The 25,384-nt window shown below is 39.4% G+C and carries 29 protein-coding genes; 16 read left to right on the forward strand and 13 right to left on the reverse strand.

Annotated features, from left to right (window positions below; genetic code table 11):
• Positions 1-213: 213 nt before the first annotated feature.
• The 4 genes from SHI21_RS05605 to mgsA are packed head-to-tail and all read right to left on the reverse strand — an operon-like array spanning position 214 to position 2,808.
• Complete coding sequence (locus SHI21_RS05605; RefSeq protein WP_323575280.1) at positions 214-1,002, reverse strand: MetQ/NlpA family ABC transporter substrate-binding protein; 789 nt, start codon at positions 1,000-1,002, stop codon at positions 214-216.
• A gap of 7 nt (positions 1,003-1,009) precedes the next feature.
• On the reverse strand, positions 1,010-1,675 hold the full coding sequence (locus SHI21_RS05610) for a methionine ABC transporter permease (protein WP_323575282.1): 666 nt from the start codon (positions 1,673-1,675) through the stop codon (positions 1,010-1,012).
• Positions 1,675-2,409, reverse strand: coding sequence for a methionine ABC transporter ATP-binding protein (locus SHI21_RS05615; RefSeq protein ID WP_323575284.1), 735 nt, complete (start codon positions 2,407-2,409; stop codon positions 1,675-1,677). The genes SHI21_RS05610 and SHI21_RS05615 overlap by 1 nt, the downstream gene beginning before the upstream one ends.
• 3 nt (positions 2,410-2,412) lie before the next feature.
• On the reverse strand, positions 2,413-2,808 hold the full coding sequence (mgsA, locus tag SHI21_RS05620; RefSeq protein ID WP_323575285.1) for a methylglyoxal synthase: 396 nt from the start codon (positions 2,806-2,808) through the stop codon (positions 2,413-2,415).
• Between the two features lie 98 nt (positions 2,809-2,906).
• On the opposite strand from mgsA, the gene SHI21_RS05625 reads away from it, so the two are divergent.
• The 10 genes from SHI21_RS05625 (at position 2,907) to SHI21_RS05670 (ending at position 10,801) form a co-directional block, all read left to right on the forward strand.
• On the forward strand, positions 2,907-3,395 hold the full coding sequence (locus SHI21_RS05625) for a hypothetical protein (protein WP_323575286.1): 489 nt from the start codon (positions 2,907-2,909) through the stop codon (positions 3,393-3,395).
• Between the two features lie 68 nt (positions 3,396-3,463).
• Positions 3,464-3,790, forward strand: a complete 327-nt coding sequence (locus SHI21_RS05630; RefSeq protein ID WP_323575288.1) for a cupredoxin domain-containing protein — start codon at positions 3,464-3,466, stop codon at positions 3,788-3,790.
• 127 nt (positions 3,791-3,917) lie between these two features.
• Positions 3,918-4,124, forward strand: a complete 207-nt coding sequence (locus SHI21_RS05635) for a hypothetical protein (protein ID WP_323575289.1) — start codon at positions 3,918-3,920, stop codon at positions 4,122-4,124.
• On the forward strand, positions 4,111-4,431 hold the full coding sequence (locus SHI21_RS05640) for a chemotaxis protein CheW (protein WP_323575290.1): 321 nt from the start codon (positions 4,111-4,113) through the stop codon (positions 4,429-4,431). The genes SHI21_RS05635 and SHI21_RS05640 overlap by 14 nt, the downstream gene beginning before the upstream one ends.
• A gap of 40 nt (positions 4,432-4,471) precedes the next feature.
• On the forward strand, positions 4,472-5,053 hold the full coding sequence (locus SHI21_RS05645; RefSeq protein ID WP_323575291.1) for an energy transducer TonB: 582 nt from the start codon (positions 4,472-4,474) through the stop codon (positions 5,051-5,053).
• A 130-nt stretch (positions 5,054-5,183) separates the two neighbouring features.
• Positions 5,184-5,864, forward strand: coding sequence for a hypothetical protein (locus SHI21_RS05650; RefSeq protein ID WP_323575293.1), 681 nt, complete (start codon positions 5,184-5,186; stop codon positions 5,862-5,864).
• A gap of 54 nt (positions 5,865-5,918) precedes the next feature.
• Entirely contained in the window at positions 5,919-6,728 is an 810-nt protein-coding gene (locus tag SHI21_RS05655; RefSeq protein ID WP_323575294.1) for an SDR family NAD(P)-dependent oxidoreductase, read from the forward strand.
• 3 nt (positions 6,729-6,731) lie between these two features.
• A complete protein-coding gene (locus SHI21_RS05660) occupies positions 6,732-8,162 on the forward strand; it encodes a TldD/PmbA family protein (protein ID WP_323575295.1) in 1,431 nt (476 codons plus the stop codon).
• Positions 8,162-9,493, forward strand: a complete 1,332-nt coding sequence (locus SHI21_RS05665) for a TldD/PmbA family protein (RefSeq protein ID WP_323575296.1) — start codon at positions 8,162-8,164, stop codon at positions 9,491-9,493. Before SHI21_RS05660 ends, SHI21_RS05665 begins: the two co-directional genes overlap by 1 nt.
• Before the next feature lie 9 nt (positions 9,494-9,502).
• Positions 9,503-10,801 carry a sensor histidine kinase gene (locus tag SHI21_RS05670; RefSeq protein ID WP_323575297.1) on the forward strand — a complete coding sequence of 433 codons (1,299 nt, stop codon included), beginning with the start codon at positions 9,503-9,505 and terminating at the stop codon, positions 10,799-10,801.
• A gap of 3 nt (positions 10,802-10,804) precedes the next feature.
• Here SHI21_RS05670 and SHI21_RS05675 read toward each other — a convergent pair whose 3' ends face one another.
• The 5 genes from SHI21_RS05675 to SHI21_RS05695 are packed head-to-tail and all read right to left on the reverse strand — an operon-like array spanning position 10,805 to position 15,769.
• Positions 10,805-11,248, reverse strand: a complete 444-nt coding sequence (locus tag SHI21_RS05675; protein ID WP_323575298.1) for a nuclear transport factor 2 family protein — start codon at positions 11,246-11,248, stop codon at positions 10,805-10,807.
• A gap of 28 nt (positions 11,249-11,276) precedes the next feature.
• A complete protein-coding gene (locus SHI21_RS05680) occupies positions 11,277-12,146 on the reverse strand; it encodes an ABC transporter permease (RefSeq protein WP_323575299.1) in 870 nt (289 codons plus the stop codon).
• Entirely contained in the window at positions 12,143-13,225 is a 1,083-nt protein-coding gene (locus SHI21_RS05685) for an ABC transporter permease (protein ID WP_323575300.1), read from the reverse strand. The genes SHI21_RS05680 and SHI21_RS05685 overlap by 4 nt, the downstream gene beginning before the upstream one ends.
• Positions 13,222-14,754, reverse strand: coding sequence for an ABC transporter ATP-binding protein (locus SHI21_RS05690; RefSeq protein ID WP_323575301.1), 1,533 nt, complete (start codon positions 14,752-14,754; stop codon positions 13,222-13,224). The genes SHI21_RS05685 and SHI21_RS05690 overlap by 4 nt, the downstream gene beginning before the upstream one ends.
• A 1-nt stretch (position 14,755) precedes the next feature.
• A complete protein-coding gene (locus tag SHI21_RS05695; RefSeq protein ID WP_323575302.1) occupies positions 14,756-15,769 on the reverse strand; it encodes a BMP family lipoprotein in 1,014 nt (337 codons plus the stop codon).
• A gap of 148 nt (positions 15,770-15,917) precedes the next feature.
• Between SHI21_RS05695 and SHI21_RS05700 the strand changes: the two genes are divergently transcribed.
• The 3 genes from SHI21_RS05700 (at position 15,918) to SHI21_RS05710 (ending at position 18,475) form a co-directional block, all read left to right on the forward strand.
• On the forward strand, positions 15,918-17,147 hold the full coding sequence (locus SHI21_RS05700) for a TolC family protein (RefSeq protein ID WP_323575303.1): 1,230 nt from the start codon (positions 15,918-15,920) through the stop codon (positions 17,145-17,147).
• Positions 17,147-17,650, forward strand: a complete 504-nt coding sequence (locus tag SHI21_RS05705) for a YkgJ family cysteine cluster protein (RefSeq protein WP_323575304.1) — start codon at positions 17,147-17,149, stop codon at positions 17,648-17,650. The genes SHI21_RS05700 and SHI21_RS05705 overlap by 1 nt, the downstream gene beginning before the upstream one ends.
• Positions 17,651-17,728: 78 nt before the next feature.
• Positions 17,729-18,475 carry a substrate-binding periplasmic protein gene (locus SHI21_RS05710; protein WP_323575305.1) on the forward strand — a complete coding sequence of 249 codons (747 nt, stop codon included), beginning with the start codon at positions 17,729-17,731 and terminating at the stop codon, positions 18,473-18,475.
• Here the strand turns inward: SHI21_RS05710 and SHI21_RS05715 are convergent.
• Entirely contained in the window at positions 18,472-19,554 is a 1,083-nt protein-coding gene (locus SHI21_RS05715; RefSeq protein WP_323575306.1) for a M14 family zinc carboxypeptidase, read from the reverse strand. The two genes, SHI21_RS05710 and SHI21_RS05715, sit on opposite strands and share 4 nt — an antisense overlap.
• Positions 19,555-19,743: 189 nt before the next feature.
• Between SHI21_RS05715 and SHI21_RS05720 the strand changes: the two genes are divergently transcribed.
• Positions 19,744-21,471, forward strand: coding sequence for a mechanosensitive ion channel family protein (locus SHI21_RS05720; protein ID WP_323575307.1), 1,728 nt, complete (start codon positions 19,744-19,746; stop codon positions 21,469-21,471).
• 19 nt (positions 21,472-21,490) lie between these two features.
• On the opposite strand, the gene SHI21_RS05725 is transcribed toward SHI21_RS05720, so the two are convergent.
• Both SHI21_RS05725 and SHI21_RS05730 read right to left on the reverse strand, forming a co-directional pair.
• Positions 21,491-21,940, reverse strand: a complete 450-nt coding sequence (locus SHI21_RS05725) for a DUF3465 domain-containing protein (RefSeq protein WP_323575308.1) — start codon at positions 21,938-21,940, stop codon at positions 21,491-21,493.
• Positions 21,941-21,997: 57 nt separating this feature from the next.
• The gene (locus SHI21_RS05730) at positions 21,998-22,903 is read right to left on the reverse strand and encodes a hypothetical protein (protein ID WP_323575309.1); all 906 of its coding nucleotides are present in this window, start codon (positions 22,901-22,903) and stop codon (positions 21,998-22,000) included.
• 206 nt (positions 22,904-23,109) lie between these two features.
• Here SHI21_RS05730 and SHI21_RS05735 point away from each other — a divergent pair, with 206 nt between their 5' ends.
• Positions 23,110-23,355: a hypothetical protein gene (locus SHI21_RS05735; protein WP_323575310.1), complete on the forward strand. Its 246-nt coding sequence runs from the start codon at positions 23,110-23,112 to the stop codon at positions 23,353-23,355.
• A gap of 77 nt (positions 23,356-23,432) precedes the next feature.
• Here SHI21_RS05735 and SHI21_RS05740 read toward each other — a convergent pair whose 3' ends face one another.
• Positions 23,433-24,569 carry an agmatinase family protein gene (locus tag SHI21_RS05740; RefSeq protein ID WP_323575311.1) on the reverse strand — a complete coding sequence of 379 codons (1,137 nt, stop codon included), beginning with the start codon at positions 24,567-24,569 and terminating at the stop codon, positions 23,433-23,435.
• 75 nt (positions 24,570-24,644) lie between these two features.
• Here SHI21_RS05740 and SHI21_RS05745 point away from each other — a divergent pair, with 75 nt between their 5' ends.
• Positions 24,645-25,364 carry an SIMPL domain-containing protein gene (locus SHI21_RS05745; protein WP_323575313.1) on the forward strand — a complete coding sequence of 240 codons (720 nt, stop codon included), beginning with the start codon at positions 24,645-24,647 and terminating at the stop codon, positions 25,362-25,364.
• Positions 25,365-25,384 lie beyond the last annotated feature (20 nt).

Here is a 25,384-nt window from a genome sequence, read left to right on the forward strand (position 1 = left end):
CTATTTATAAAATTAAGATTTATAAATTCTCTAGAAGATACGTTGTTGTTGAGTGAAATTTAAAGTGGAGATTATATTAAGATGCTAAAAAGAATAATGATTCTGTGAAAGTAATGAATACAAATTAGCGAGCAGGTAATGTTAGATCAATGTAGAAACGTAGTTAGATAAAAAAACATGCCTTCGATATGAACCGAAGGCATGCAAATTATTTTATTTCCAAGTCGATGGATACTTATAACCTTTAAATTTATTTTTAGCATAGGCCTGAAACTCTTTTGAGTTAAGTGCTTCAATAACAGCTTTTGCAAAATCACTTTGAGCGTCTTTCGATCTCACAACGGCCCAATTAATATAAGCATTACTTTTTTCAGGAGCAAGTTTACTTGTAAGAGACATTCCTGAACTTACAACATAGTTACCATTAATGATGGCGTAGTCTACATCCTGAAGAGAACGTGGGATTTGAGCGGCCTCAAGTTGAACAATTTTTAAGTTCTTTGGATTCTTTACGATGTCCAAAGGAGACACTTTAAATGGATCGATCTTTTTCGGAAGACTAATCCAGTTTAAATCAGCAAGTAAAAGTAGAGCGCGCGCAAGGTTCGTTGGATCATTCGGCATTGCTACCGTACTTCCATCTTTAACTGCTGCCAGTGATTTAAGTTTACCGGCATAAATTCCAAGCGGTGCCGTTGGAACTTCAGCGATTGGTCTTAGGTCTAAACCTTTTTCTCTGGCAAACTGCTCAAGGTAAGGTCTGTGTTGGAAGATATTTAAATCCAGAGACCCTTCTGCAAGAGCGATATTCGGTTGAACGTAATCAGTGAATTCAACAATGCGAATCTTGTAACCCTTTTTTTCAAGTAGAGGCTTTAGACTCTCACGAGAAAGATCGGCAAAATCACCAACTGTTGCACCGATCACTTTCTCAGCTGTCGCTGACATCGCAGGTGTAATTGAAAGCAAACTCATTAGAGATAAAACTAAAAACTTTTTCATAATTCTCCTAACGTTTATCTAAGCGGCGTGAAATAGTATTGCCTAACATTTGAATGATCTGAACAAAAAGCACCAGACCTATAACTGTGACGATCATAATATCTTTTTGAAAGCGGTAGTAACCATAACGAATAGCAAGGTCACCAACACCACCTCCACCGATAATTCCGGCAGCAGCTGAGTAAGAAAGGTAGCTGATACTAAGAGTAGTAAAACCCAGGATTAGGCCTGCGCGGGCCTCTCTTAGTAAAACACTAAAAACAATTTTAGGAAGAGTGGCACCCATTGATTGTGCAGCTTCGATTGTCCCTCTAGGAACATCTAAAAGCGCCAATTCAACTAAGCGTGCAAAGTAAGCAGTTCCGGCAATTGAAAGTGGAACAGTGGCAGCGATAGGGCCGATAGTCGTACCAACGACGATTCTGGCAAAAGGTCCTGCAGCAATCATTAAAATAACAAAAGGAAACGAGCGGATAATATTAACTAATCCACCAACGAGAAAATGCAGGAACGAGTTTTTAAGTAAACGCTCTTGCCCCCAAAGGTAGAGATAAATTCCAATCAGACCACCAAGCAAAGTCGAAGTGGTTAGACCAATTCCCAGCATAGTGAGCGTTTCAAGAATCGCTTTTTGTAAATCAGGCAGAAGGTAAGTAAGGTTTCCGTTTCCCATTACAACTCCCTCACTAAAGCTTGACCGTATTCAGTCGTCGGATTTAATTCTCCGTTATGAACATCAAGTGTCTCGTGAATCTTTCCATCTTTAAAAATAGAAACGCGGTTACAAATTTTTCTTACCACTTTCATTTCATGAGTCGCGATAATAATAGTCAGGTTAAGTTTTTTATTCAGGTCAAGTAAGCAGTCGATGATTTCACCTTTTGTCAGTGGATCAAGGGCACTTGTAGGCTCATCTGCTAAAAGAAGCTTAGGGTGATTGGCAATTGCACGGGCAATGGCCACGCGCTGTTTTTGTCCACCTGAAAGGTTGGCAGGATAAGCATCTTTTTTATTTGAAAGCTGAACTAACTCAAGACACTCAATGACACGCTTTTTAATATCGGCCTTATTCCAGCCGGCAATCTCCAGGGGAAGAGCGACATTATCAGCGACGGTCTTGTTGGCCAGTAAGTTAAAATGCTGGAAGATCATTCCCATTTTTTGACGAACCAGGCGCATTTCACTTTTATTTTTCAATACGAGATCATCGCCTTGAAAATAAATATGGCCGCTGTCGGGAACTTCTAAAAAGTTAATGGTCCTAAGAGCAGTTGATTTACCGGCACCAGATAACCCGATCAAACCATAAACTTCACCTTCTTGAACTTTGAAGCTGATGTTTTGCAATGCCAGGGTTTCAGCATTTTTTGCATAATAAGTTTTAGAAATAGATTCAACAACAATCATAATTTATTCTTTTAAAAGATTTTTTGCCAGTCCCTTAACAATCAGCTGAGCTGAAGAAAGGTTGGTTGCTAACGGAACATCGTGAACATCACAAATGCGAAGAAGCGAATAGATATCCGGTTCATGAGGGTGCATTCCCAATGGATCACGCATAAAAATCACCGCGTGACATTTTTCAGTTGCTACTAGTGCTGTAATTTGAGCGTCACCACCAACCGGCCCTGATAAGTAGCGCTTAACTTTTAAACCAGTTTGAGCGACTAGTTTTCCTGTTGTCGAAGTGGCCACAAGTTCGAACTTTTTAAAAAATTCGATATTATCTTTTACGAAGCTGATCATCTCAGCTTTTTTTCCATCGTGAGCAATAAGAGCAATTGTTTTCTTTTTTGGAAGTGCCATGGGAGTATACCTATGAAAGAGTCGCGTTGATGGTATTATATCCGGCCTCATTCATCATGACAATGATTGGCCCTTAAATTGAAGGATTAAGTCTCACTATGGTTATTAAATTTTTCCTTCTTTTTTTCTTAATGTTCCCGGTTGCAAATTCGGCGAACTGGCCTAAGCCGTCTGCGGAGAATTGTGATTTTTACACTAAATTAGAAAGTGAGCTTCACTGCAAGGATGAAGGAGTGGACTATCTGTCTAATTATGCCCCATTTTATTGTGAAGCATTTAGTACTAAAAGCAAGGTTTGGAAAACTCCGATGAAAGAGTGGGCACAAAAGACAGGACTTTGTTTGCAAGAGATGCTTTACGAACACCGAAGTAATCCAGACTTTAATTGTAAAAATCTTGAGTCCATTGCCTTTAAAACTCACACGGCCTGTTATAATGGGGCCGATTTATGTCAGCTTAAACTTAAAGATATAGCGGAAGTTTTAAAGGTGATTAAGTTCAAAGACTTTCTTGTCGAATTTCGTTACTCCCATCAGGAAATGATTCGCTTGGGAAGAACCTGTATTGGAAAGTGGATTTCAGAATAATTGTCACAAATTGAGTGCTTTCAACGTATAATTAATTTATCCCATCATGAAACTTTGGAGTTATGAAAATGAAAATTTTAGTATTAATGATTGCTTTAGTCTCAACAACTCTTTTTGCTAAAGATGCACCTAATGAATACAAGATGACTGTTACAGAAAAAGGTTTCGAGCCAAGTTCTTTAAAAGTAAAAGCAGGGAAGCCTGTCATTTTAAAAATCACTCGTAAAACAAATGCAACATGTGCTCGTGAGATCACGGTGCCTTCACAAAAATTGAGAGTGGATTTACCTCTTGATAAGGAAGTGACTGTGAAGCTTGCCTCTCTTCAAAAAGGAGAAGTTAAATTTGGTTGCGCAATGGATTTAATGATTGGTGGAGTGATGTTCGCCGAATAAAAGTCTCATCCGAGCAATTAGGTAACCTTTTTGCTCGGATTAAATTCTCTCTTCTGACTTCCAAAAAGGCTTACCTGGCCGGCAATAAATTGTCTTTATGTAAAATTATGTTTAAGGAGAGATCTTCTTGCTTGATCACGGGAATGTTTTATCAGGGGCCGAGATCATGGAAATGGCAGAAGGTCATAGTAAGATTTATCAAAATGCAGAACTGGTTAACGTCTTAAAAAAGATCGACCGCGAGTCTTATATTTCATTTCGCCTTGATCATCTTTTTGGAATTTCCATCAAGGACGTAAAAGAAATCATCAATTATACTGATGACGATTATTGATACTAGAAATCTTTATCAAATGACAGGGGCCGGAACAACAGAGAGAACCAGCGATACAAAAGTTTTAATTTTCGAAAAAGAAGGTGAACGTTTTGGATTAGTGGTCGATGCACTGGAAAGTATTTTAACCATTGATCAGGATAAAAAATTTAAAGTGCCTACACTTGTCACTCAGAAAGTTCAAAGCCAGTTTCAAAATGATATTAAAGAAATCATCTCTGTTGCTGTCGGAGAAAAAGAAAGTGCACTGATTATTTTAAACATCGAATCAGTTTCAGAGAGAATCAGGTCAGCTAAGGCCGCTTAGATTGATTTACACATAAATACATTATTGGTATGAAGCTCTCATGCCTAAGATTAGTTATTCGCTGGCGATTGCCTTTGCGATTCACATTCTCATTCTCGCTGGATCAACTTTTTTAATTGATAAGGCACCCTTGCCATTTTTAATTGACCCAAAAAGTTTGATTAATGTTCAGTTGGGAGATGGAAATGGACGTCAGGGAAGAAAGACTCATTTTATTCCAACTCAATTTCATTCGGGTAAAAGTTCTGAGGCCCAAACGGGAGCAGCGGCGAATGAAAATGCAGTTTCAGAAATGAAAGCTGCGTCAGAGAACGGGAGTGGGACGGGAGTTGGGTCAGGATCTGGAAATGGCAGTTCTAGTTATGATTTCAATGCCTCTGCTGTAAGTTACAAAGACCCAACTTATCCACGACTTGCCATTAAGCGTGAGTTGCAGGGAAGTGTTAAGGTGAGAGTGAGTGTCTCTCCTGAAGGAAGGCCTTCTAACATTGAGATTTTAAAAAGCAGCGGACATGATCTGCTTGATAGAGCGGCCATCGATGCCATTTCTGATTGGAAATTTCTTCCAAGGTCAGCTCCATATTTCGTCGAAAAAAATATCACCTTCCAACTTAAAAATTAATTATTATTTTCACCGCGTCGTACAGTGAGAATGACTTTTTCTAACAGTCAGAACTTAATAGAATTTTTATTAGACAAAAGGTCTCGCTATAGAGATATTGGCCCCATCAAAAATCCAAGGGAGGCCACCAATGTTTAAAGTTCTTTTCATTGCGACTTTACTACTATCAAACGTATCAGTTCACTCTCAGGAAGTTGATCAATCTTTAGTTATTGCAAGTGTGAAAGTCACACGTATTAAACCTCAACCTCTTATTGAAATGCCTGCGATTCCAGGAAACCCAATTGATGAAGTGGCGATGTACATTGATAGTTTAATTGCGATCGGTAAAAAAATCTGGCCTATCATTGATGCTGGAAGACCAGTTATCAATACAACAGGTATCGCTCCATCAATAAGTGTTCTGCCTTTTATCGAAGGGACAGATCCAAAAACTGCATACTATGAAATGGCCAACTGGTCAGACCCGAAGATTGCAAGTTACCACGTGTCTTATAAAAACGGTTTTGGAAAAGAAGTTGTTGGTTTTGACTACACAGTTTATTTCCAACACAGCGGGGACTTAAACGGTAAAGGTAAATACATTACGAATTTAAAAGTTCAGGCCACTCAAGTTTATGCGGCCTGGGGATTTAACTTCGATGCTAAATCTGAATTAACTGGTATTGCGAACACTGGATCTAAAGATCAACCAGTTGCTTCTGCGACTATTGAAATCTCTTACAAAGTAAGAGGGCTGGTTAATGAAATGAGAAACGCTCAGACCGTTTATGTAAAAGGTAATGGCGACATCAGATCGTTAACGAAGTAATTGAATTTTTTTATCTAAGGCGGGATTATTCCCGCCTTTTTTATTGTAGGGATCATGAAGAATTTTGCTGGCAAGAAGATACTTATCACCGGGGCTGCTTCAGGAATTGGAAAATTAATGGCCGAAAAACTTGCAAGTCGAATGGCCACGGTGATTATCGTGGACATTAACCTGGAAGCCGCCACAGCTTTAGCAAACAATATCAAAAATACAGGCGGAAGAGCGCACGCTGTCTACGCTGATCTTAGTAAAATTGATTCCATCAAAAAATGCAGAAACGAAGTTCGTGATTTAGGAATCAACATTGATATCTTAATCAACAACGCCGGAGTGGTGTTTGGTGGTGAGTTTGAAAAACAGCCATTAGAAAAACATTTACTCACTTATAAAATCAATGTTGATGGAATGGTCGCGATGACTCATTTATTCTTTGATGATCTAAGGAAAAGCAAAGACTCAAATATCGTTAATATCGCCAGTGCATCCGGGTATATTGGTCTTCCATATGGAACCTCATACGCTTCTTCGAAATGGGCAGTGATCGGTTTCTCGGAGTCTCTTAGACTAGAACTCATTGAACGTGACATTACTAATATGCACGTAACGACAGTTTGTCCTAGTTATATCAATACAGGAATGTTCTCCGGCGTAAAAGCTCCACTATTTCTGCCATGGTTAAAACCGGAAACCATCGTTGAAAAAATAATTCACGGGATTGAGAAAGACTGTGCATTTATCAGAGAACCTTTCATGGTAAAATGGGTAGACCTGTTTAAAGGACTACTACCACTAAGATTATTTACAGCTATTAATAAATTCCTGGGCGTCTCAACAAGTATGACGAACTGGAAAGGGAGATTATAGACAATGAACTTAAAAGAAATTTTAAACTCACTAACGGATTTGAAAGCAGAGTACATTTCACTTCGTGAAGTAAAAAGCAGATCGCTTTCAATGAACGTAAGAAATGAAGTCTTCGAAGGACTAAGTACTTCAGAAGATCATGGGCTCATGATTGAAGTGATGATGAATGGCCAGTTCGCTTACGGCGCGACTAATTCATTCGAACCAAGTGAAGTTAAAAAATGTGCAGAAAAAGCAAAAGCAGCAGCTATCGAAGCAAGCCGCTTTAGCCTTTCAAAATTCTCTCTTGATGAGAGACCAATGACTGTGGGTGAATATAAGAGTCCAGGAGAAATCGGAATCGATGGATTCAATCCCAAAGAGGCCACTGAGCTTCTAATGAATTTATCAACAGCAATGAAAGTGCACGATCACGTCATCAGCAGAGTCGCTCAAATGGCCTTGACTGAAATGGATACACATTTTGTTGCAAGTAACGGTTCTGATATTAAACAAAGCATTCACCGCTCAGGAATTTCAATCAGCGCAGTAGCATCAAGCGAGCTTGGAAATCAAAGAAGAAGTTATGGTGACGACCAAAGTACACAGTTTGGTTTAGAAAAATTTAACAGCGCTAAACTTATTGCACAGGCAACTCGTATTGCTAATGAGGCAATGGAATTGTTAAATGCTGAAGAATGCCCAACAGAAACAATGGATCTATTATTAGCTCCAGATCAACTTTACTTACAGATCCACGAAAGTATCGGCCACCCTTTAGAGCTTGACCGTATTTTAGGTGACGAAAGAAATTACGCTGGATGGAGTTTCGTTAAACCTCAGGATTTTGGAAATCTAAAATATGGATCTCCATTAATGAACGTAACATTCGATCCAACTGTTGTTGGGCAATTCGCAAGTTACTTCGCTGACGATATCGGAAATAAAGCGACAAAAGAATTCTTGATTAAAGACGGAGTTCTTTTAAGAGGACTAGGAAGTCTTGAATCACAAAAAAGATTAAACCTTCCAGGTGTTGCTAGTCAGAGAGCAACGTCGTGGAATAGAGCTCCTATCGATCGTATGGCCAACGTAAATCTTGAACCGGGATCGTCGACATTAGAAGACATGATCAAGTCAGTGAAGCGTGGAATTTTCATGCAAACAAACAGATCATGGTCAATTGATGACTACAGAAATAAATTCCAGTTTGGTTGTGAGTACGGACGTCTGATCGAAGATGGAAAACTAACTAAGCTTGTAAAAAATCCAAATTACCGTGGAGTCACAGCTCCATTCTGGAATCAGTTAAAAATGGTTGGAGATAAATCAACTTTCGAAGTTGGTGGTCTTGGTAACTGCGGAAAAGGGGAGCCAAACCAGGTTATCTTCGTAGGACATGCAAGTCCGGTATGTCTATTCTCAAACATTGAAGTATTCGGAGGGGGGAAATAATGAAAGCACTAGAATCCTCATATTTAGAAATTTTCGCTAAAAAAGTATTCGCTGAACTAGCTTCAGACGAACAACTAACACTAAACTTCTCTGCTGAAGAAACTCTTTTTTCAAGACTTTCAAAAGCAAAAGTTCGTCAGGTGACAAACCTTAACCAGGCCTTCATTGATTTTAACTTCATTAAAGGAAATAAAGTTCTAAGTTTCAATATGCCATTTATGGCCAATGAACTGGACTTCACATTAGCACTTAAAAAACTTAATCAGTCGCGCGAGTGGATTGCAGTTCTTCCTGAAGATCCATATTTAGTTCGCCCGAAATTCTATGGTGTAACAAAAGATGAAAATCTAAGCACACTTCCAAAAAATGAAGAGATGATGTCTCAGGTTTTAGATATCGCTGGTAATGTTGACCTTGCAGGAGTTTTCTCATGCGGTGACGTGGTCCGTGCGACAATCAACTCTGAAGGACAATTCCACTGGTTTAAGACGAGAAACTTCTATCTTGATTACTCACTTTATAACGACAAACAAAAAGCAGTAAAATCGTTATACGCTGGTAGCGAGTGGAACTCTGATGAATTAAGAAGAAACATCAAAGATGCTGAGTACAAACTTTCTCTGATGAATATCGAATCTAAAAAAGTCCCTCGTGGTGAGTACAGAGTTTATCTGGCACCTTCTGCTGTTAGTGAACTTTTAGGAACACTTTCTTGGGGAGGAGTTTCAATGGCCGCCCACAAACAAGGGAATGGGTCATTAAAAGATCTTTGGGAAAAGAAAAAAGTCATGTCTCCGAAGTTTTCATTAAAAGAAGATTTCTCTCTGGGATTATCACCACGTTTTAACGACGCCGGTGAAGTGGCCCCTGCTGAACTTGATTTAATCAAAGGCGGCGAGTACATAAATTTCTTAGTTTCAACAAGAACAGCAAACGAATACAAAGTTGAATCAAACTTTGCAACAGACTGGGAGTCGATGAGATCTCCAGTTATTGCTACAGGTGATTTAGACCGCAAAGACATCTACAAAGCAATCGGAACGGGTCTTTATATTTCTGATCTTCACTACCTGAACTGGTCAGATAGAGAGACCGCTCGTATCACTGGTATGACTAGATACGCGTGTTTCTGGGTTGAAAATGGAGAGATCGTAGCTCCGATTGAAGACCTTCGTTTTGATGAAAGTTATTATTCGATTTTCGGAGACGCTCTAGAGCAAGTGACAAACTTTGCAGAAACAAGTCCTGCTACAGGATCTTATTTCCAAAGAGATGTTGGTGGTTCAAAAGCTCCGGGACTTCTGCTTTCTCAGTTTAAGTTTACGTTATAAAGGGCGCAGTTGAAGAATAGTGTTTTAACAAACTATTTAAAGATCTACCGCTTTATCGCGAGTAATCGACTAGCAAAGAAGGATCTTCCTGAAAGGTACATGCACGCTCATTTGGTGTCGGTTCTTTCTACAGGTCTTTTAATGTGGGCCTATGCTTTTGTAGCTTGTGAGACGATGACTTCACCGATTCCAGGAATTGTAGGGATTGCAGCGAGCACTGTGCATTTGTTGTCGCCACTTCTGTATAGAAGAAGTAACAACTACTTTTTATTTTCCAATATCTTTATTGCAACTGGATTGATTCATCAGTCCACTTTTGCTTTTTACACAGGTGGATTCGACAGCAATATTTTAATCTGGCTGGGAATTCTTCCAATGATTTCCGGAGTTATTGCTGGACGCAAAGGCGCACTTCTTTGGGCCTTCATTACGGCCAGCACCGTGCTTGGTTTTTTAATGTTAAAGTTAAGCGGGTTTCATTTTCCGTTTGCTATTAGTGAGTCCGGGCAAGTGGTCTCTCAGGGACTCATTCTTTTTGGATGGATTTTCCTCTCAACTGTCATTATCTGGGTACACGTTTTATTAGTTGAACAAAATTCAACTAAACTTGAAGACTCGCGCCAGAGAACTCAAAACTTGATCAACGTTTTAAGCCACGACATCTCAACACCTCTGACTGTTATCTCAGTTAAGTTAAATCATTTAATTAAAACTCCACTTAGTGAATTGCAATTGAACTCGGTGGCCAGAGCTTACAAGGCGACAGAGAGAGTAATTCAGATTACCGAGAGTATTAAAGAGCTGCGCTTAACTGAGCTTGGTAAAAAAGAAATCACTTATGGTGAAATTGATTTAAGAGAAATGATTTTAGAATTAAAAGAAATATTTGCAGATAGACTCGACCAAAAGAACATCCGTTTTAACTGGTCAGTTTCAAGCGAAGTGTACTCGTTTATTTCCAGCAGAAGTTTGATCTTGAATCAGATCCTGGGAAATCTTTTATCAAACGCCATTAAATTCTCAACGGCAGGAAGTGAGATCAGGCTGCGCATTTCAAAGCTTGATCATGGAATTCAATTTCTACTGGAAGATAGTGGACTTGGGATTCCAAAAGATATGCGCGAGAATATTTTTGAAGCGAACCTTTCAAGATCTTGTATCGGAACAAATGGTGAAGTAGGGACAGGCTTTGGTCTTCCAATTGTTAAAGGCTGCGTGGACAGGCTTAATGGGAAGATTACTTTCGAAACTAAAACTTCTCATGAAGGCCCGCCAGGCACGCGATTTAAACTCTTTTTTCCAACCTAAATTCTAAAACATTGTATTAGTGTTTGCCGTTCCTTTTGTGGGAACTTCTTGAATCACATCCCAGTGCTCAACAATTTTATCGTTTTCAACTCTAAAGATATCCACGATTGCTCTTCCAGGATCTTTATCATTTTCTTTTGAATTAAGGTGAAGAGCAACCAAGTCCCCATCGGCGATCGCGCGCTTAATTAAAGCACGTGAAGCAGGATTCTTTTTAAAATGACCTTCAAAGTATGTATAAAAGGCCTCTGCTCCATTGGGAACAAAGGGATTGTGCTGAATGTATTTGTCGCCAATAAATTTTTTGGCAGCTTCAGTCGGCCTGTGCTGATTGAAGGCCATTTCATAAAAATCGACAACGAGCTTTTTATTTTTTTCCTGTTGAGTAGCTGCAATGACATTAGTAGAGAGCGCTAGAAACAGCGCTAGTGATGTTAGGCCCTTCATAAAAATTTCTCCTGATAAGTGTCGTGGGTTATTGTCCAAGTGCACTTGGTGCAGTTGTTTTACCCATGAAGCCTACCAGAATAATTAACGTCAAGACATACGGCAGAGTCGCAAGAAGCTGCGAAGATACCTGAAGGTTTTCAAACCCACCGATAAAGACTACTAATGCTTGAGAGAGGCCAAAGAATAGACACGCAAACAGTGTTCCTACCGGATTCCATTTTCCAAAGATCATCGCAGCAAGAGCAATGAAGCCTTGTCCTGAAATAAGTGTTGGACGGAAGTTAGATACGATGGCGATAGATAAGCTACCACCTCCGACACCAGCTAAAAATCCTGAAGAAAGGACACCAATATAACGGTATAAAGAAACATTGATCCCTGCGGCCACAGAAGCTTTAGGATGCTCACCGGCACTGATGAGTCTTAACCCTAATCTTGTCTTGTTAAAGATGAACCAGATTAAAATCGTCATAGCAAAAGCGATATACACGGTTGCGTATTGATTAAAGAAGGCCGGTATCTTTTTTTCTAAATCAAGTGGAGGAGTCATGCTCGCTCCTTCAAAAAAGATTCTGCAAAAGAAAATGGCTAAACCACTTCCTAAGAAGTTAATCGCCATACCAGAAACAACCTGATTGGCCTTAAATTTAATTGAAGCAATTGCGTGAAGAAGAGCAAGCAGAAGGCCTGCGATCCCACCAGCAAGTAAACCAAGCCAAGGGTTCTGCATTGTAATAGCAACCCATGAGGCGGCGAACGCACCAAAAGTCATCATCCCTTCAAGACCAATATTAATCACTCCAGACTTCTCAGACATTACACCACCAAGAGCAGTGAAGATCAGCGGAGTCGAGTACATAAGTGTTGTTGCAAAAAGAAAAATCATTTCATTCATGGATTTTTGATCCTTTTTTTCGTCACAAAATTAAAGATCGATGGAATGGCGATAAAGAAAATAATCGCGCCAATCATGATCCCGATAACTTCAGAGGGAGCTTCAAGTGTTGATTGAATTTTTTGTCCCGAGTATTTTAAGGCCCCAAGGAAAAAACCTGAGAATAAAACTCCAAATGGATTGTTTGATCCAATTAAAGCAACGGCAATCCCGTCAAACCCGTAACCTTCGTGAGCAGCAAGCACTGCAACGTTATTAGACACACCCATCACGTGAGTGGCACCTGCAAGTCCTGAAAGAGCACCCGAGATCATCATCGCCTGAGTCACTTTCATTTTTGTACTGATACCAGCGTATTCACTCGCCGCTGGGCTAAAGCCTACTGACTTTAGTTTATAACCAAATGTCGTCTTGTTTAAAATAATCCACACGACAACCACAGCAATCAGCGCCAGGAAGATTCCCGCGTTCACCGGTGGTCTCATAAAAGAAGACCAGAATTCATGCTTAGATAGCCATTCTAGCCCTGCGTCTGAAACTTTCCACTTATCTAAAATACCAATCGATGTTGATTCATTGATAAACTCAGTCGTCTCCATATCAGGACGTCTGAAACCTTCAATAAAGACTGCGTAGTTTGAAAAATAAAGTGCAATCCAATTAAGCATGATCGTCGATAAAACTTCATGCACACCAAAACGTGCCTTTAGAAATCCACTAAGCCCTCCGTAAAGAGAAGCGGCCATAGTCGCGAGCATCATCACCAGTGGAATTTGAATCCATGGATTGAAGTTGAAATGAAAACCAAGGAAACTTGCGGCCAGTGCACCGATAATAAACTGCCCTTCAGCTCCAATATTAAAAAGCCCTGTACGGAAAGCAAAAGCAACCGATAGACCAGTTAAGATTAACGGAGTCGAACGAACGATAATATAAGAAATGTAATTAGGTTGAGAGAAGGCCCCATCCCACATGACTTTGTAAGCTTCGATAGGAGAGATATGAGAAAGTTTTAAAACGATCCCGCCAATTAATAATCCCATCAGGATTGAAAGAATGCTGATTAAAAATTTTTTCATGCAGGTTTTCCTCCCGCCATGTAAAGACCGATGTCTTCTTTAAGTTTTGGACTTGAGACGATGGTCTGGTGGTCCAGGTCGGCCCACAGTTGTCCTTTATAAATAACTCCGATGCGGTCACTCAAATTGATGATCTCATCGAGTTCATAAGAGATAAGTAAAATCGCTTTGCCTTGATCGCGCAATTTAATCAATTCACGGTGAACGTATTCAATCGCACCAACATCCAGACCACGAGTAGGCTGGAAGGCAATCAAGACGTCAGGGTTATGAACGATTTCACGGGCAAGAATAATCTTCTGCTGATTTCCACCAGAAAGATTAGAGGCATTCAATTCAGGATTAGGTGGCCTGATATCAAAGCGGGAAATTAATTCATTAGAAAATTTTGTTAGTTCACGATTAACGATGAATCCATAATTCGAAAATGGTTTTTCATCAATTTGCTGAAGAACAAAATTTTCTTTAACTTTGAAATCCATAACCAGACCCACTCTTTGGCGGTCTTCGGGAATGCATCCCAGTTTATTTTTATAAATTTGTTTCGGTGAAAGATTGGTAATGTCGTGGTCGTTGATTAAAATTTTACCAGAGTTGGTTTTACGTAGGCCTGTTAAGGCCTGAACTAATTCACTCTGACCATTCCCATCGATACCGGCAAGACCTGTGATTTCACCTTTTTTAAGATTGAAAGTGAAGTTCGTAATACATTGGTGCTGTTTTGAATTCACTACATTTAAGTTTTGGATCTTAAAAACAACTTCGCCATTAGGAAGGGCAGGAGTTTTTTCTACGACCAGCTCAACTTCTCTTCCTACCATTTTAGAGGCAAGTTCCGTTTCACTTGTCACTGCTACATCAACCGTCTCAATGAATTCACCTTTTCTGATGATGGTACAACGGTCGGCGATTTCTTTAATCTCGTGAAGCTTGTGAGTGATGATGATAATCGTCTTACCCTGAGACTTAAGGTTGTTGATGATGCAATAGAAGACTTTAATTTCTTGTGGAGTCAGAACAGCTGTAGGTTCATCTAAAATGATGATCTCAGCGTTCCTATAAAGCGTCTTGATAATTTCCACGCGCTGTTGAGTACCAACACTCACGTTTTCAATTTTTTGATCAAGATCTAAATCGAGTTTGTATTTTTCAACAATCGCTTCGATATCTTTGCGTGCTTTTTTATAGTTGATCATTCCCAGGAAGTTTTTTGGTTCAATCCCAAGGATGACGTTTTGGAGAATCGTAAAAGGGCGTACCAGTCTAAAGTGCTGGTGAACCATTCCAATCCCAAGCGAGATGGCGTGAGCGGGGGTTTCGATTTCCGTTTTCACACCACGAAGAATAATCTCACCACCGGCATCTGGAAGATGCTCGCCGTAGATTGTTTTCATGAGTGTAGATTTACCGGCACCGTTTTCGCCGAGGATGGCATGAACCTCGCCGTTTTTCACAGCGAGGTTGATTTTATTATTTGCTTTAAATGTTCCAAAAGTTTTGGAAATATTTTTTAGTTCAAGTGCCAGCATTTTATTTTACTGTTTTGATATAAGCTGCGTAAGCGCTTGAGGTTGAAGGAATTTTAATTTTTCCAGCAATGATTTCTTTTTTAATTTTTGCTACATCTTCAAGAAGAATAGAAGGAATCATCTTCGTTGTTGTTGGAGCAATATCAACAGCACCGTCTTTTAGACCGTACTCAACAGTTGTTCCACCTTTGAAGACACCTTTGCTTAAGTCAGACACAACATTGAATACAGCGTTGTCGACTCTCTTCATGCTTGAAGTGATCACGTTTTTTGGAGCAAGGTAATTTTGATCGCGGTCAACACCAACGGCCATTTTATCTTTTTCCTTAACAGCTTCAATAACACCATCACCAACAGCACCAGCGGCGTGGAAGATAACGTCAGCGCCTTTCCCGATCATTTGGTTAGCAATAGCTTTTCCTTTAGCAGCATCAGTAAAAGATTCTGCGTGTTGCTCAAGGATATTAATTTTTTTGTTAGCGTATTTTGCTCCGGCCTTAAATCCGTATTGGAAACTGTGAATGATAGGAACACTCATTCCACCGATGAACCCAAGAGTTCCCGTTTTGCTCATTTTTGCAGCAATGTAACCAGCAAGAAAAGCACCTTCTTCAGCTTTGAACATAACACCCACAACGTTCTTTGGAGTTTTAGCTCCGAAAGAGTAATCGATGATCGCATATTTTTGTTTTGGATTTTGTTTAGCTGCAATTAGGATAGCGTCGGCCATCTTAAAGCCGATACCCCAGATCAGGTCGTTTTTAGCGTCTAATAAAGTTTCTAAGTTGGCAGGATAGTCTGCATCTTGCTTAGATTCCTGGTAACTAGTCTTAATGCCTAGCTCTTTTTTTACCTTTGTTAGCCCTTCCCAAGCAGATTGGTTGAAAGACTGGTCGTTAACGCCACCCACATCTGTAACCATACCGACTTTGAGCGGCGCAGCGGATGAAGTTGCCGGAACGATGGCCGATACACATAGTAAGACAAGCGAGAACAGAACATTTTTAATTCTCATGAAACCCTCTTAGAAATTTACCGTATAACTTTTTGTTAGACATGTTTAGCACTTAACTACGAATATTGGTAGAAAGATTTACACTCTGAATGGCCTTTGTTTTAATAAGATTTCACAGGCTTTTCACTTACAATCACCGGAAGGATTAATGGGTTCATCAAAACTGTTTATTAGTTGTTTATTTACTGTTCTTTATGCTTCAAATTCATATGCCGTTACCTTAGGAGAGAGCTTTAACAGTGCTCTTTTAAACAACCAATCCGACAACATTAACGAGTCAAGACTTAAGCAAAGTATGGAGCAAAGAGCTAAAGGCCAGGGTTCATACTACCCAACACTTTCAGTGCGCGGGACTTACTTAAAGCAAGAAAAGTTTGAAGACCAAAAGACTCTTGGGTTAAACCTGACAACGAGTTTATACAATGGTGGACGCGACCGTCAGTTAATTAGAAATGCTGATGCTGGTGTGAAGATCGCAGAAAACCAAAGACAGCTCGACCGAGTGGCCTTGTATATGGAAGTCGTCGATTCTTATTACACTTTTTTACTGAATCAAAACGACGAAAAAAACCTGAACCTTTTAAAAAAGCAAAGTCAGGAGCGTGTTGATGAAATTAGAAAGCGCTTACAAATCGGACGCTCAAGAAGAGGAGAATTGCTACAAGCAGAAGCTCAACTGGCCTCAGTTGATGCTCAACTTTTAGACGCTCAAGGTTTACTAAAACAAAGTGAAGCGCGCTTTTATATCTTAACTGGATTGAATAAGGATAAAGCGATTGATATGAAATTTGATGAAACAACTCCGGTTAAACCACTGGAAGAGTACATCAGCATGGCCTTGTCTCGTGAAGATGTTCAAAACAAGCAACTCGAAATCCAGCAATTTGATGGAGACGTAAAAATTTCAAAAGGAAGTTATCTTCCGACTCTTGATCTTCTTTCAAATTACTACGCTCTTAAAGAAGGTGGCTCGACTGCTTCAAAAAACTCAGACTGGGATGTGGGCTTAAACTTAACAATTCCTCTTTATGAAGGGGGAGTGACTCAAGCACTAGTTAGAGAAACGACAGCAAAAAAACAATCGGCAGAGTATCAGTTAACTGATTACAAAAAAAATCTTCAGATTGAAATCACTTCAAGATATGAATTGTTTCATCGTTATTTTGATCAGATCAAAGCTTTTGACTTAGCTCTTCAAAAAGCAAAAAGAAGTTATGAAGAAACAACAAAAGACTACCGTTTAGGACTGGTATCTAACCTGGACGTTCTAACTTCATTAAATCTTTATTTAGATAGCAAAAGAAATTCTGAAAAAACAAAAATTCTTGCGGTGTTAAATCACAAGCAACTTGAAGCAACTGCTGGTATCATCCAATAATGAATAATAATCCGGTCGTAACATTACAAGAAAATGCCTCTGGTTTTTTTGATAAAATCAGTGAAAAGCATAGTGATAAAATGCAATGTAAAAAAGGCTGCTCGAAATGCTGCCAGACGGACATTAGCGTTTTTGAAATTGAATCAGATCGTATCGAAGATTGGTTTGCCGCTCAAGAACCAGTTGAGCAACAACGTCTATTGGACTTATGGCAAACACCTAATCAAGAAACTTATTGTACATTTCTTTACAATGACCAATGCACAATCTACGAAGCAAGACCTCTTATCTGCCGCACTCAAGGTTTACCTTTGTATGTGGCCAGTGAAAATGTTCTCGATTACTGCCCGCTGAATTTTAAAGCAGGTGATCCTCCTAAAGAAGACTGGTTGAATTTAGAGCGAATGAATACACTTCTCTCGTTTGCTGCATCGACTGAAAAAAAAGATAAACGAATTCGTCTCAAAAAACTTAAGACTAAACTCTTAACTACGCTAAAATAATTAACGAATCAAATCTTAACAATTTTATAGTAAAAATCATTATTGCAATGGGTGTTTTTTCTTTAGATAATAGAGGCCATGCAAATCAGAATATATGCCTTAAAATTTTTCTTCCTTCTAGCTCTTATATTTTCCGCACCAATTGTGTCTGGGAATACTCAACCCATCGTCGTTAAGATCGGAGGTTACGAATTTGCTCCCTTTATTGAAAAAGAAGGCAAGGAAGGAATTGTTAAGGACCTTATTGCCAAACTTAATGCTTCTCAAGAAAAATATCATTTCGAATTTGTCCTAACCAGTGCCAATAGAAGATACCGCGATTTTAAAACTCAGAAATATGACATTATTCTTTTTGAAGATGAAGCCTGGAGTTGGAAGCAGATGGGGATTAATTATGCCCGCACAAGTATTATTGGAAGCGGAAAAGAATTGGCCGTGGCGATGAATTATGAAACCCGCGACCAAAGCTATTTTGATAATCTTGCCGATAAAAAAATTGAAGTAGTTTTAGGTTATCACTATCAAATAACGGATATGAAATCAGATGCTCAGACCTTGATGAATAAAAAAATTGTTCAAGGGAAATCAAATCAAGATAACCTGGAAGATTTACTCAGCAAAAAAGTAGATGTGACATTTATCAACAGTTTGATGTTGAGCAGATTTTTAAATAAGAATAAAGAGTTGAAAGATAAATTTTTGATTAGAAATAAAGTCGATCATCAATTTGCACTTCGTGGCCTTATTCATCCCAACTCACCCATAAAAGTAAGTGAGTTGGAAAAATTAGGTTTCAATAAGATCTTGGTCACAGATGAAAATTAAGGGATCGCTCTTTCGATAAATCTCAATAGAGCAGGTTTATTTTGTTGGTAGTAATAGTCAACTTTTGAGTACTCCGGCCATTTTGTATTTGAAAGCTCGATAGTGATCTGAAGATCGTTTCTGTACTTGATACTCCAGTCTTGCATCCCACCGTTCACTTCATACCATGCATACCCGTTTGTGATTCCATTTTTAAAAGCTGTTGAAGCGAAGATATAAGGAGCAAGTCCTGAGTACTCTAAGCTTAATTCTTTAACGTAAGCTTCTTGCGGAAATTTATCAGGCATTGTATCCCAAGGATAGTTCACAACTTCAGATCCACCGTGGAAGTTGGCAGAAAGAACAAACCTACGTGTTTTTTGCCAGTTCATCACTGCCTGAGTTTCCGGCTGTCTTCCATCAACAGTGTCTTTATTGTCTGGAGTTGTGAAGTCAGGGAAATCGCGGTTTAAATCAACGTATTTTGCATTCCCACGCATGCTTGATGCTGCTCCATCTGGATTCATCGAAGGCATGATGTAGATTTGAACTCTATCAAGTAGGTTTGTGACCTGAGGGTCTTTTCCGTAGTTTGCTAAAAGATCTTTAATGAACTTCACCATGATCTCGCGGCCGACGATTTCATCTCCGTGCATGTTCGCGATGTATTTAAACTCCGGACGGTCATCATCAGTCCCGACATCGCGAGAAAGCTTAATCACCCATAGGTCACGGTTCTTAACCGATTTACCAATAGAAAACATTTTGCTGATTTCAGGGTATTGAGCTGTGATTGATTTAAGTTCTTTTTCAGTCTCTTCAGGTGATGGATAAACTCCACGCATCTTTAGATTTCCGATTGCCATTGAGAAGTGAGGGATGTTGTTTCTTACAAGGAACTCTTTAAGTCCTTTTGGCCCATAAAGCTCGAAGCCACCTTCTTCCACGTGGTCGATAGTTAATTCAGGTCTAGTTTTTACCAGGTCAAAAATTTTATGATCATTAGTCTGGATGTAAAAAGATTCTTCAACAACATTAGAGTAAGCTTTCGTCATAGAGAAAGTGCAGATGAATGCACATAGCATAGCAAATTTTTTCATGTTCTCGTCCTTGAGAAAAAGATAGTACTGCTTTTGATCCTACTCCTAAGATTTTAGCTTGCCCAAGCGATGATATAAATTGTTGGAAAATAATTTGTCGTACTAAAACAATCAGGTTTCAAAACATTGACCGAAAATATCCTTCAAGGTAAATTTTTTATGCCCTTTATTCTCAAGGAAAAACTAATCATGTTGATGCGTCATCTAGCTTTCTTATTTGTATTTATTTTTTCACTACAGACCTATGCTCAGGTTCCTGTTTCAGTCATTAATAAAGCATTAGCACAGTCTAAACCGAAAGTAGCAGAGGTGCCCCCTGCAGCAGAGACGTCATACATCCGTTATGAAGAACTGGAAAAATTAAAAAGCCCACGCGAAACTATGAGAACCTTTGTTGAGTCGATGGAAGAAGTTAAAAAAGCGACTGGCTCTTCTCGAGCTTATTTTGATCAAGCAGCAAGGACTTTCAATCTTTCACGTATTGATGAAAGTCTTCGTGAGATGACTGGAAGACAGGCAGCTGAAAAATTAATCAACACTCTTGATCGTATTACAAAAATTGATTTCAACCATATTCCCGATGATCCTAATGGATCAAAGTGGTACTTCAGAAAACAGTCTCTCACTGAAGGCAGTAAAACAATTGAAGCTGAAATCGCTATTGAAAAAAATGCAGATGGTGCCTGGAGATTTACTCCTGAAACAGTGAGTACGATTGGGAATCTTTATACTTCTATTTCACACTTAGGTGTAGTGGAAGGAGTTGTTGAATACAAAAACTGGAAGACGCGCTTAAAGGGTCATTTACCAGCATGGACTTCTGAAGAACTACTGATGTTTACGAAAGGGCAATGGTTGGGATTCTTATTTATTTTCTCAGTAGGAATTTTGGCCCTTAGTTTAATTCGCTACCTGACAACTTTATACATCCGAGCATTAGTTAAAAAAGAGTCTTTAAACTTTAAAGAAAAAGATCATTACAAGGCCACACTACCATTTGGTTTGTTAGCTTTCTCTCTAGTGGGCATGGGTGGTATTCGTTTACTTGAGTTAGATCTCGACAGCTACGCCGTTCTTATCCGCGCTTTTTATATTCTTATCGCCGTCACATCAGTTTGGTCTGCCGTAAAAATTGTAGACTTAATTACCTTACACTTTGTGAAGATCGCGAAAGACACTCACAACAAGTTTGATGATGTTCTCGTTCCGATGCTCTCTAAAACTTCGAAAGTTTTAGTTATGGCCTTCGGTACTATACTGGTGGCCCACAGTTTAACTTTTGATATCGGCAGCATTCTTGCCGGTCTGGGAATCGGGGGGGTGGCCGTTGCTCTTGCTGCAAAAGATACGATTTCAAATCTCTTTGGATCGGTCACAGTTATTATGGACCGCCCATTTTTAATCGGCGATTACGTATCGTTAGATAAAGGTTTAGAAGGAACAGTTGAAGAGGTCGGTTTTAGGAGTACACGTATCAGAACTCCTCATCAGTCACTGGTCAGTATTCCCAATAACGTTTTAGCAAACATGGCGATTGATAACTTTGGAATGAGAGGGTCGAGACGCTTTAAAACTTTTCTGCAAATGGACTACTCAACTCCGGTTGAGAAACTTGAAGAGTTCTGTGAGCGCTTAAGATACTTATGTAAAATTCACCCGATCATTAATCCAGACACGGCACAAATCTACGTTAACGATATGACGGATAAATCCATTAATATTTTACTGACCGTATTTTTTAAAACAACTGATGGGAATGTTGAATTGGAAGAAAGACATAAACTGCTTATGGAAATCCTAAAGCTCGCCAATGAAGTGGGTGTTCGATTCGCGTTTCCGACAAATACGATGCTACTTGCACCAACTGACGAGCTTCAAAATTTTAAAGAGGCAAGAGCTTCGAATTCTTCGCTCTAAAATAAAAACTTATAACTAACTAAAGTGGAGTTTCTTTATCGCCGTAAAGAACACCGTCTACGATCGTGAATCCATCAGCGTGTGGACCATGTGGATCGAAGTGAGTCCAGTGAACCATACCTTGTCCAACTCTTAGGAATTCTCCACATACAGTTGTTACTTTTCCAACAACAAGAGGGATGCGACCGAATTCAAGGTTGCTTACGATTTGAAGAGTGATGTCTTTATCAACTTTCATATTGTATTTTTGGTGTTGAAGACCACTGTTATCTTCTTTTCCAATTTGTGCGATTGTCCCAGTTACTAAAACCTGAGTTTTTTCACCTTTGTGATTGGCCATAACACTTCTTAAGCGAGCGATGCTTCCATCAACTACGTTACCTTTAAAATCTTTACACTCAACAGTTGGCTGTGCAGAAAATGCAGACAGAGACAGGGCAAGTAGCAGGCCTGTAAAAAGAGCTTTCATGTGTGAACCTCACAATAAATGTTAGGAGGCAAACTTAAAGAAGTTCTAAAGAGCCGTCTACTTTTTTATGAGCTTTCTAGTCCCTGTAAGATTTTGTCCGATTCCATCTAAATAAGCATTGTAGCGTAGTGTGATTTTTTGGTTAGGACCCATATTTTCCTTAGCAATAATCTTCTCATAGGCTTCAGCGTTAATTGGAAACGCCGTGACAAGAAATTCTTTATTCATAGCGTGATCTATAGTGGAATAAATAAGCAAATAGTCATTTTCTTCAACTAGAATTTTCACTGGGAAACGTACTAATGTTGTCACTAAAGTATGGCCTTTAATTTCTTCTTCAACTCTATCAACTGCAAGCTTCGCGTAATCATAAGTGAACACTTCATTCGAAACATTTTTCAGTAAATTTAGTTCTGTTTTATTTTTAAACGCCAGCATTCCAGAAAAATAAGTCACGTTAGAAAGAAGTCCACCATCAATGGCCTCAGGAGAAAAACTATTTCCACTCATCGAAAAAGCAGTGTTAAGTGTGGGAGCAATCCATCTCTTTCTTTTGTATCCATAAGGAGTGTTGATCGTGCTGAAAAGGTATCCATAGGTATGCATGATTCCCGCATGGACAATTTTATTGTCATTTTTAATATTGAAGAGTCTTTGCAGGTCTTCAATAATTTTATCATCGACGATTTTCTTTTTAGCGCCGGAATCAAAATTCACACTTTTTCCCCAAAACATAGCGACGTAGGGGTCTTTAGAGTCTTTTAGAATTTGATTATAGAGAGCAGGATTGTTCTCTTCAAGAATGTTTAAAATTGAAGTCTGCCATTCAGTCGAATCTAGTGCCATGTCATTCCAGTACTGGTCTTCCTTTGGCGTGTGGCCCGTTATATTGCGTGTTTTTTTATGAGCACACGATAAAGTGATAAGAAGAGTGACCAGGCATAATAGTATTTTTGTTTTCATGCTTAATAATCTCTCACAGGACGACTTACGTTGTCCTCAGAAAATGGGCACTTCAAGTAATAAAAAGTTCGTACTAATTCCCTATAAGGCACCGATTTCTGAGTGTCCCAATGGAAAACTTCAGAATAATGCAAAACACACCTATACTGAGTCCATCGCATCTACTAACCAAACCATCCAGTAGGTCAGCGATAGGAGTTACGTCTATGCATATGACAAGAAATAACGAGACACCAAATCAGTACTCTTACGGGAGTTTAGCTCTGATGCTGGTAACAGTTTTTGCGATCGCTGATGCAATGACTGGAGGTCTTCTAAGAGAGTCTGTTATTGGAAATGCGAAAGAATATGCTGTGGCCGCGGCCCTTGTGATTGCGACTGTTGGAGTTTATGCCTCAGATGGATCACCCGGACTTGTATTCGTGCGCGCTTGCTCACGCCATAAATTATGAAGAAGAACAGTTCAACATAGATGTTTAAAAAAGGGCCAATCGTAATGATCGGCCCTTTTTTATTTATCTTTGAACGACTATCTAATCTTAATGTGTCCCATCGAAGCTAAACACGCCGACGTCATCTTATAAAGTAATCTCATCCCAACGTTAGCATCCCATTCATCAGCGTTCTTAGGGTTAGGAGCAACCTCTACAAGGTCAAATCCAACCAACTGTCTGCCTGAACGAACCACTTCATTGATTAGGTAGATAACTTCAGGATAATCCAATCCACCTGGCACCGGAGTTCCTGTGTTAGGGCAGAAGCGTGGATCAAGTCCGTCGATATCAAATGAGATGTAAACCTGCTTAGGAAGTTTCGCTACAATCTCTTGAGCGATTTTCATAAACGATTCACCGTTAAGTTTTCTTTGAGCTAAAACCTGATCGAAGTAAATATCGATTTTTTTATTGTCTCTTGTGTACTCGAATTCCTGCTCGCAGAAATCGCGAATCCCCACCTGAACCAGCTTTCCAACTTTAGGAAGTTTTTCCATCACGTTGTGCATGATTGTCGCGTGAGAGTTTTCAAATCCCATGTAAGCAATACGCGTGTCTGAGTGAGCATCAAAGTGAAGCACTCCCATTCCCGGGTATTTTTCAGAGTAAGCTTTAATCGCTCCAAATGGAGTCGCGTGGTCACCACCAACAACAACAGAAATTTGGTTATTATCAAGGTGTGCTTTTGTTTGAGCATAAACTTCGTCGTTTAAAACTTCGCAAATCTCATTAACTTTTTTAAGAGCAGCTTGAAGTGTTTTACTTTTTGCCATTGTCTCATCATCAGCGTCGATGATTTTTTTAGCGAGAGCACGCCCTTCAGTATTTAATTTTTTAATTTTTGCACTTTCTTTTTTCATGAAGAGACCAGCTTGGTAAGCGTCTACATAATCAAGATCGAAAAAATCGATTTGTTCTGATGCTTGTAAAATCGCCCCTGGACCTTTTGACGTTCCTGCCTGGTATGACGTCGTTACGTCCCAAGGGATTGGAAGGAAAACAACTTTGGCTTCGCTTTCTTTAAAAGGAAGACCATAGATTCCGTCAGCAGCTGTTGCTTTTGCGTTGGGGTCAATAATTGTGCGTTCTGCTTTTGCTGCCACTTTTTTTGCAGGAGCTTTTGTTGCAGTAGGCTTTTTTGCAGGAGTTTTTTTCATTACTTTTTTTGTCATAACAATCTCTTTCTTTTTCTCGTTAATCTCGTCATACTTTTATGAATAATGGAGATTATCACAGGGAGAGTGTCTATGCGAAAAATTTTTGGTCCAATTTGCCTGATTGTTTTACTAGGCCTGTCTGTGAACGCGATTGCCAATGACGTTCGTTTAATTTCTGTGACTGGCCTTGTTGAAAAATCATTTCAACCAGATATCGTTCGTTTAAATGTCACAGTATGGGGAAAAGGCGAGTCTGCTAAAAAAGCACAGGCCAACAACCAGGCCGGATACGAAATTTTAAAGAAGAGTTTAGACTCTTTTAAAGTTAAAAAAGAAGACGCTCAAACCAGCAATTACGAATTAAATCCTGAGTATGTTTACGATCAAAAAACAAATAAAAATAATATCTCTGGTTACAATGCTAATCAGGGACTCGTTATCACTCTGAGAAAGATTGAAGACGCAGGTCCTTTCCTGGATTCAATCACAACGAATTCAAAATCAATGACTGGTGGAGTGAATGTAAACTCACTTGGATTTGACTTAGATAAAAGAGTGGATGAAGAGCGCGCACTATTAGCAGACGCGGTAAGAGCAGCCGAGGCCCAAGCTGAAATTTTAGCACGTGCGGCGAAAGTAAAACTAAAAGGTATTTACAGGCTCTCACCACGCGGAGCAAATCCTCCGATCCCAACATATGGTGGAGCCATTATGAAATCAGCAGCGATGAGAGCAAACGATGCTACGCAATTAATGAGTGGTGAAGTTAAAGTGTCTGGAGAAGTCGCAGCGGATTATATTGTAGAGTAAGATTTCTCTCTCAATTGTTA

The sequence above is a fragment of the Bacteriovorax sp. PP10 genome, from assembly GCF_035013165.1.
Lineage (GTDB): Bacteria > Bdellovibrionota > Bacteriovoracia > Bacteriovoracales > Bacteriovoracaceae > Bacteriovorax > Bacteriovorax antarcticus.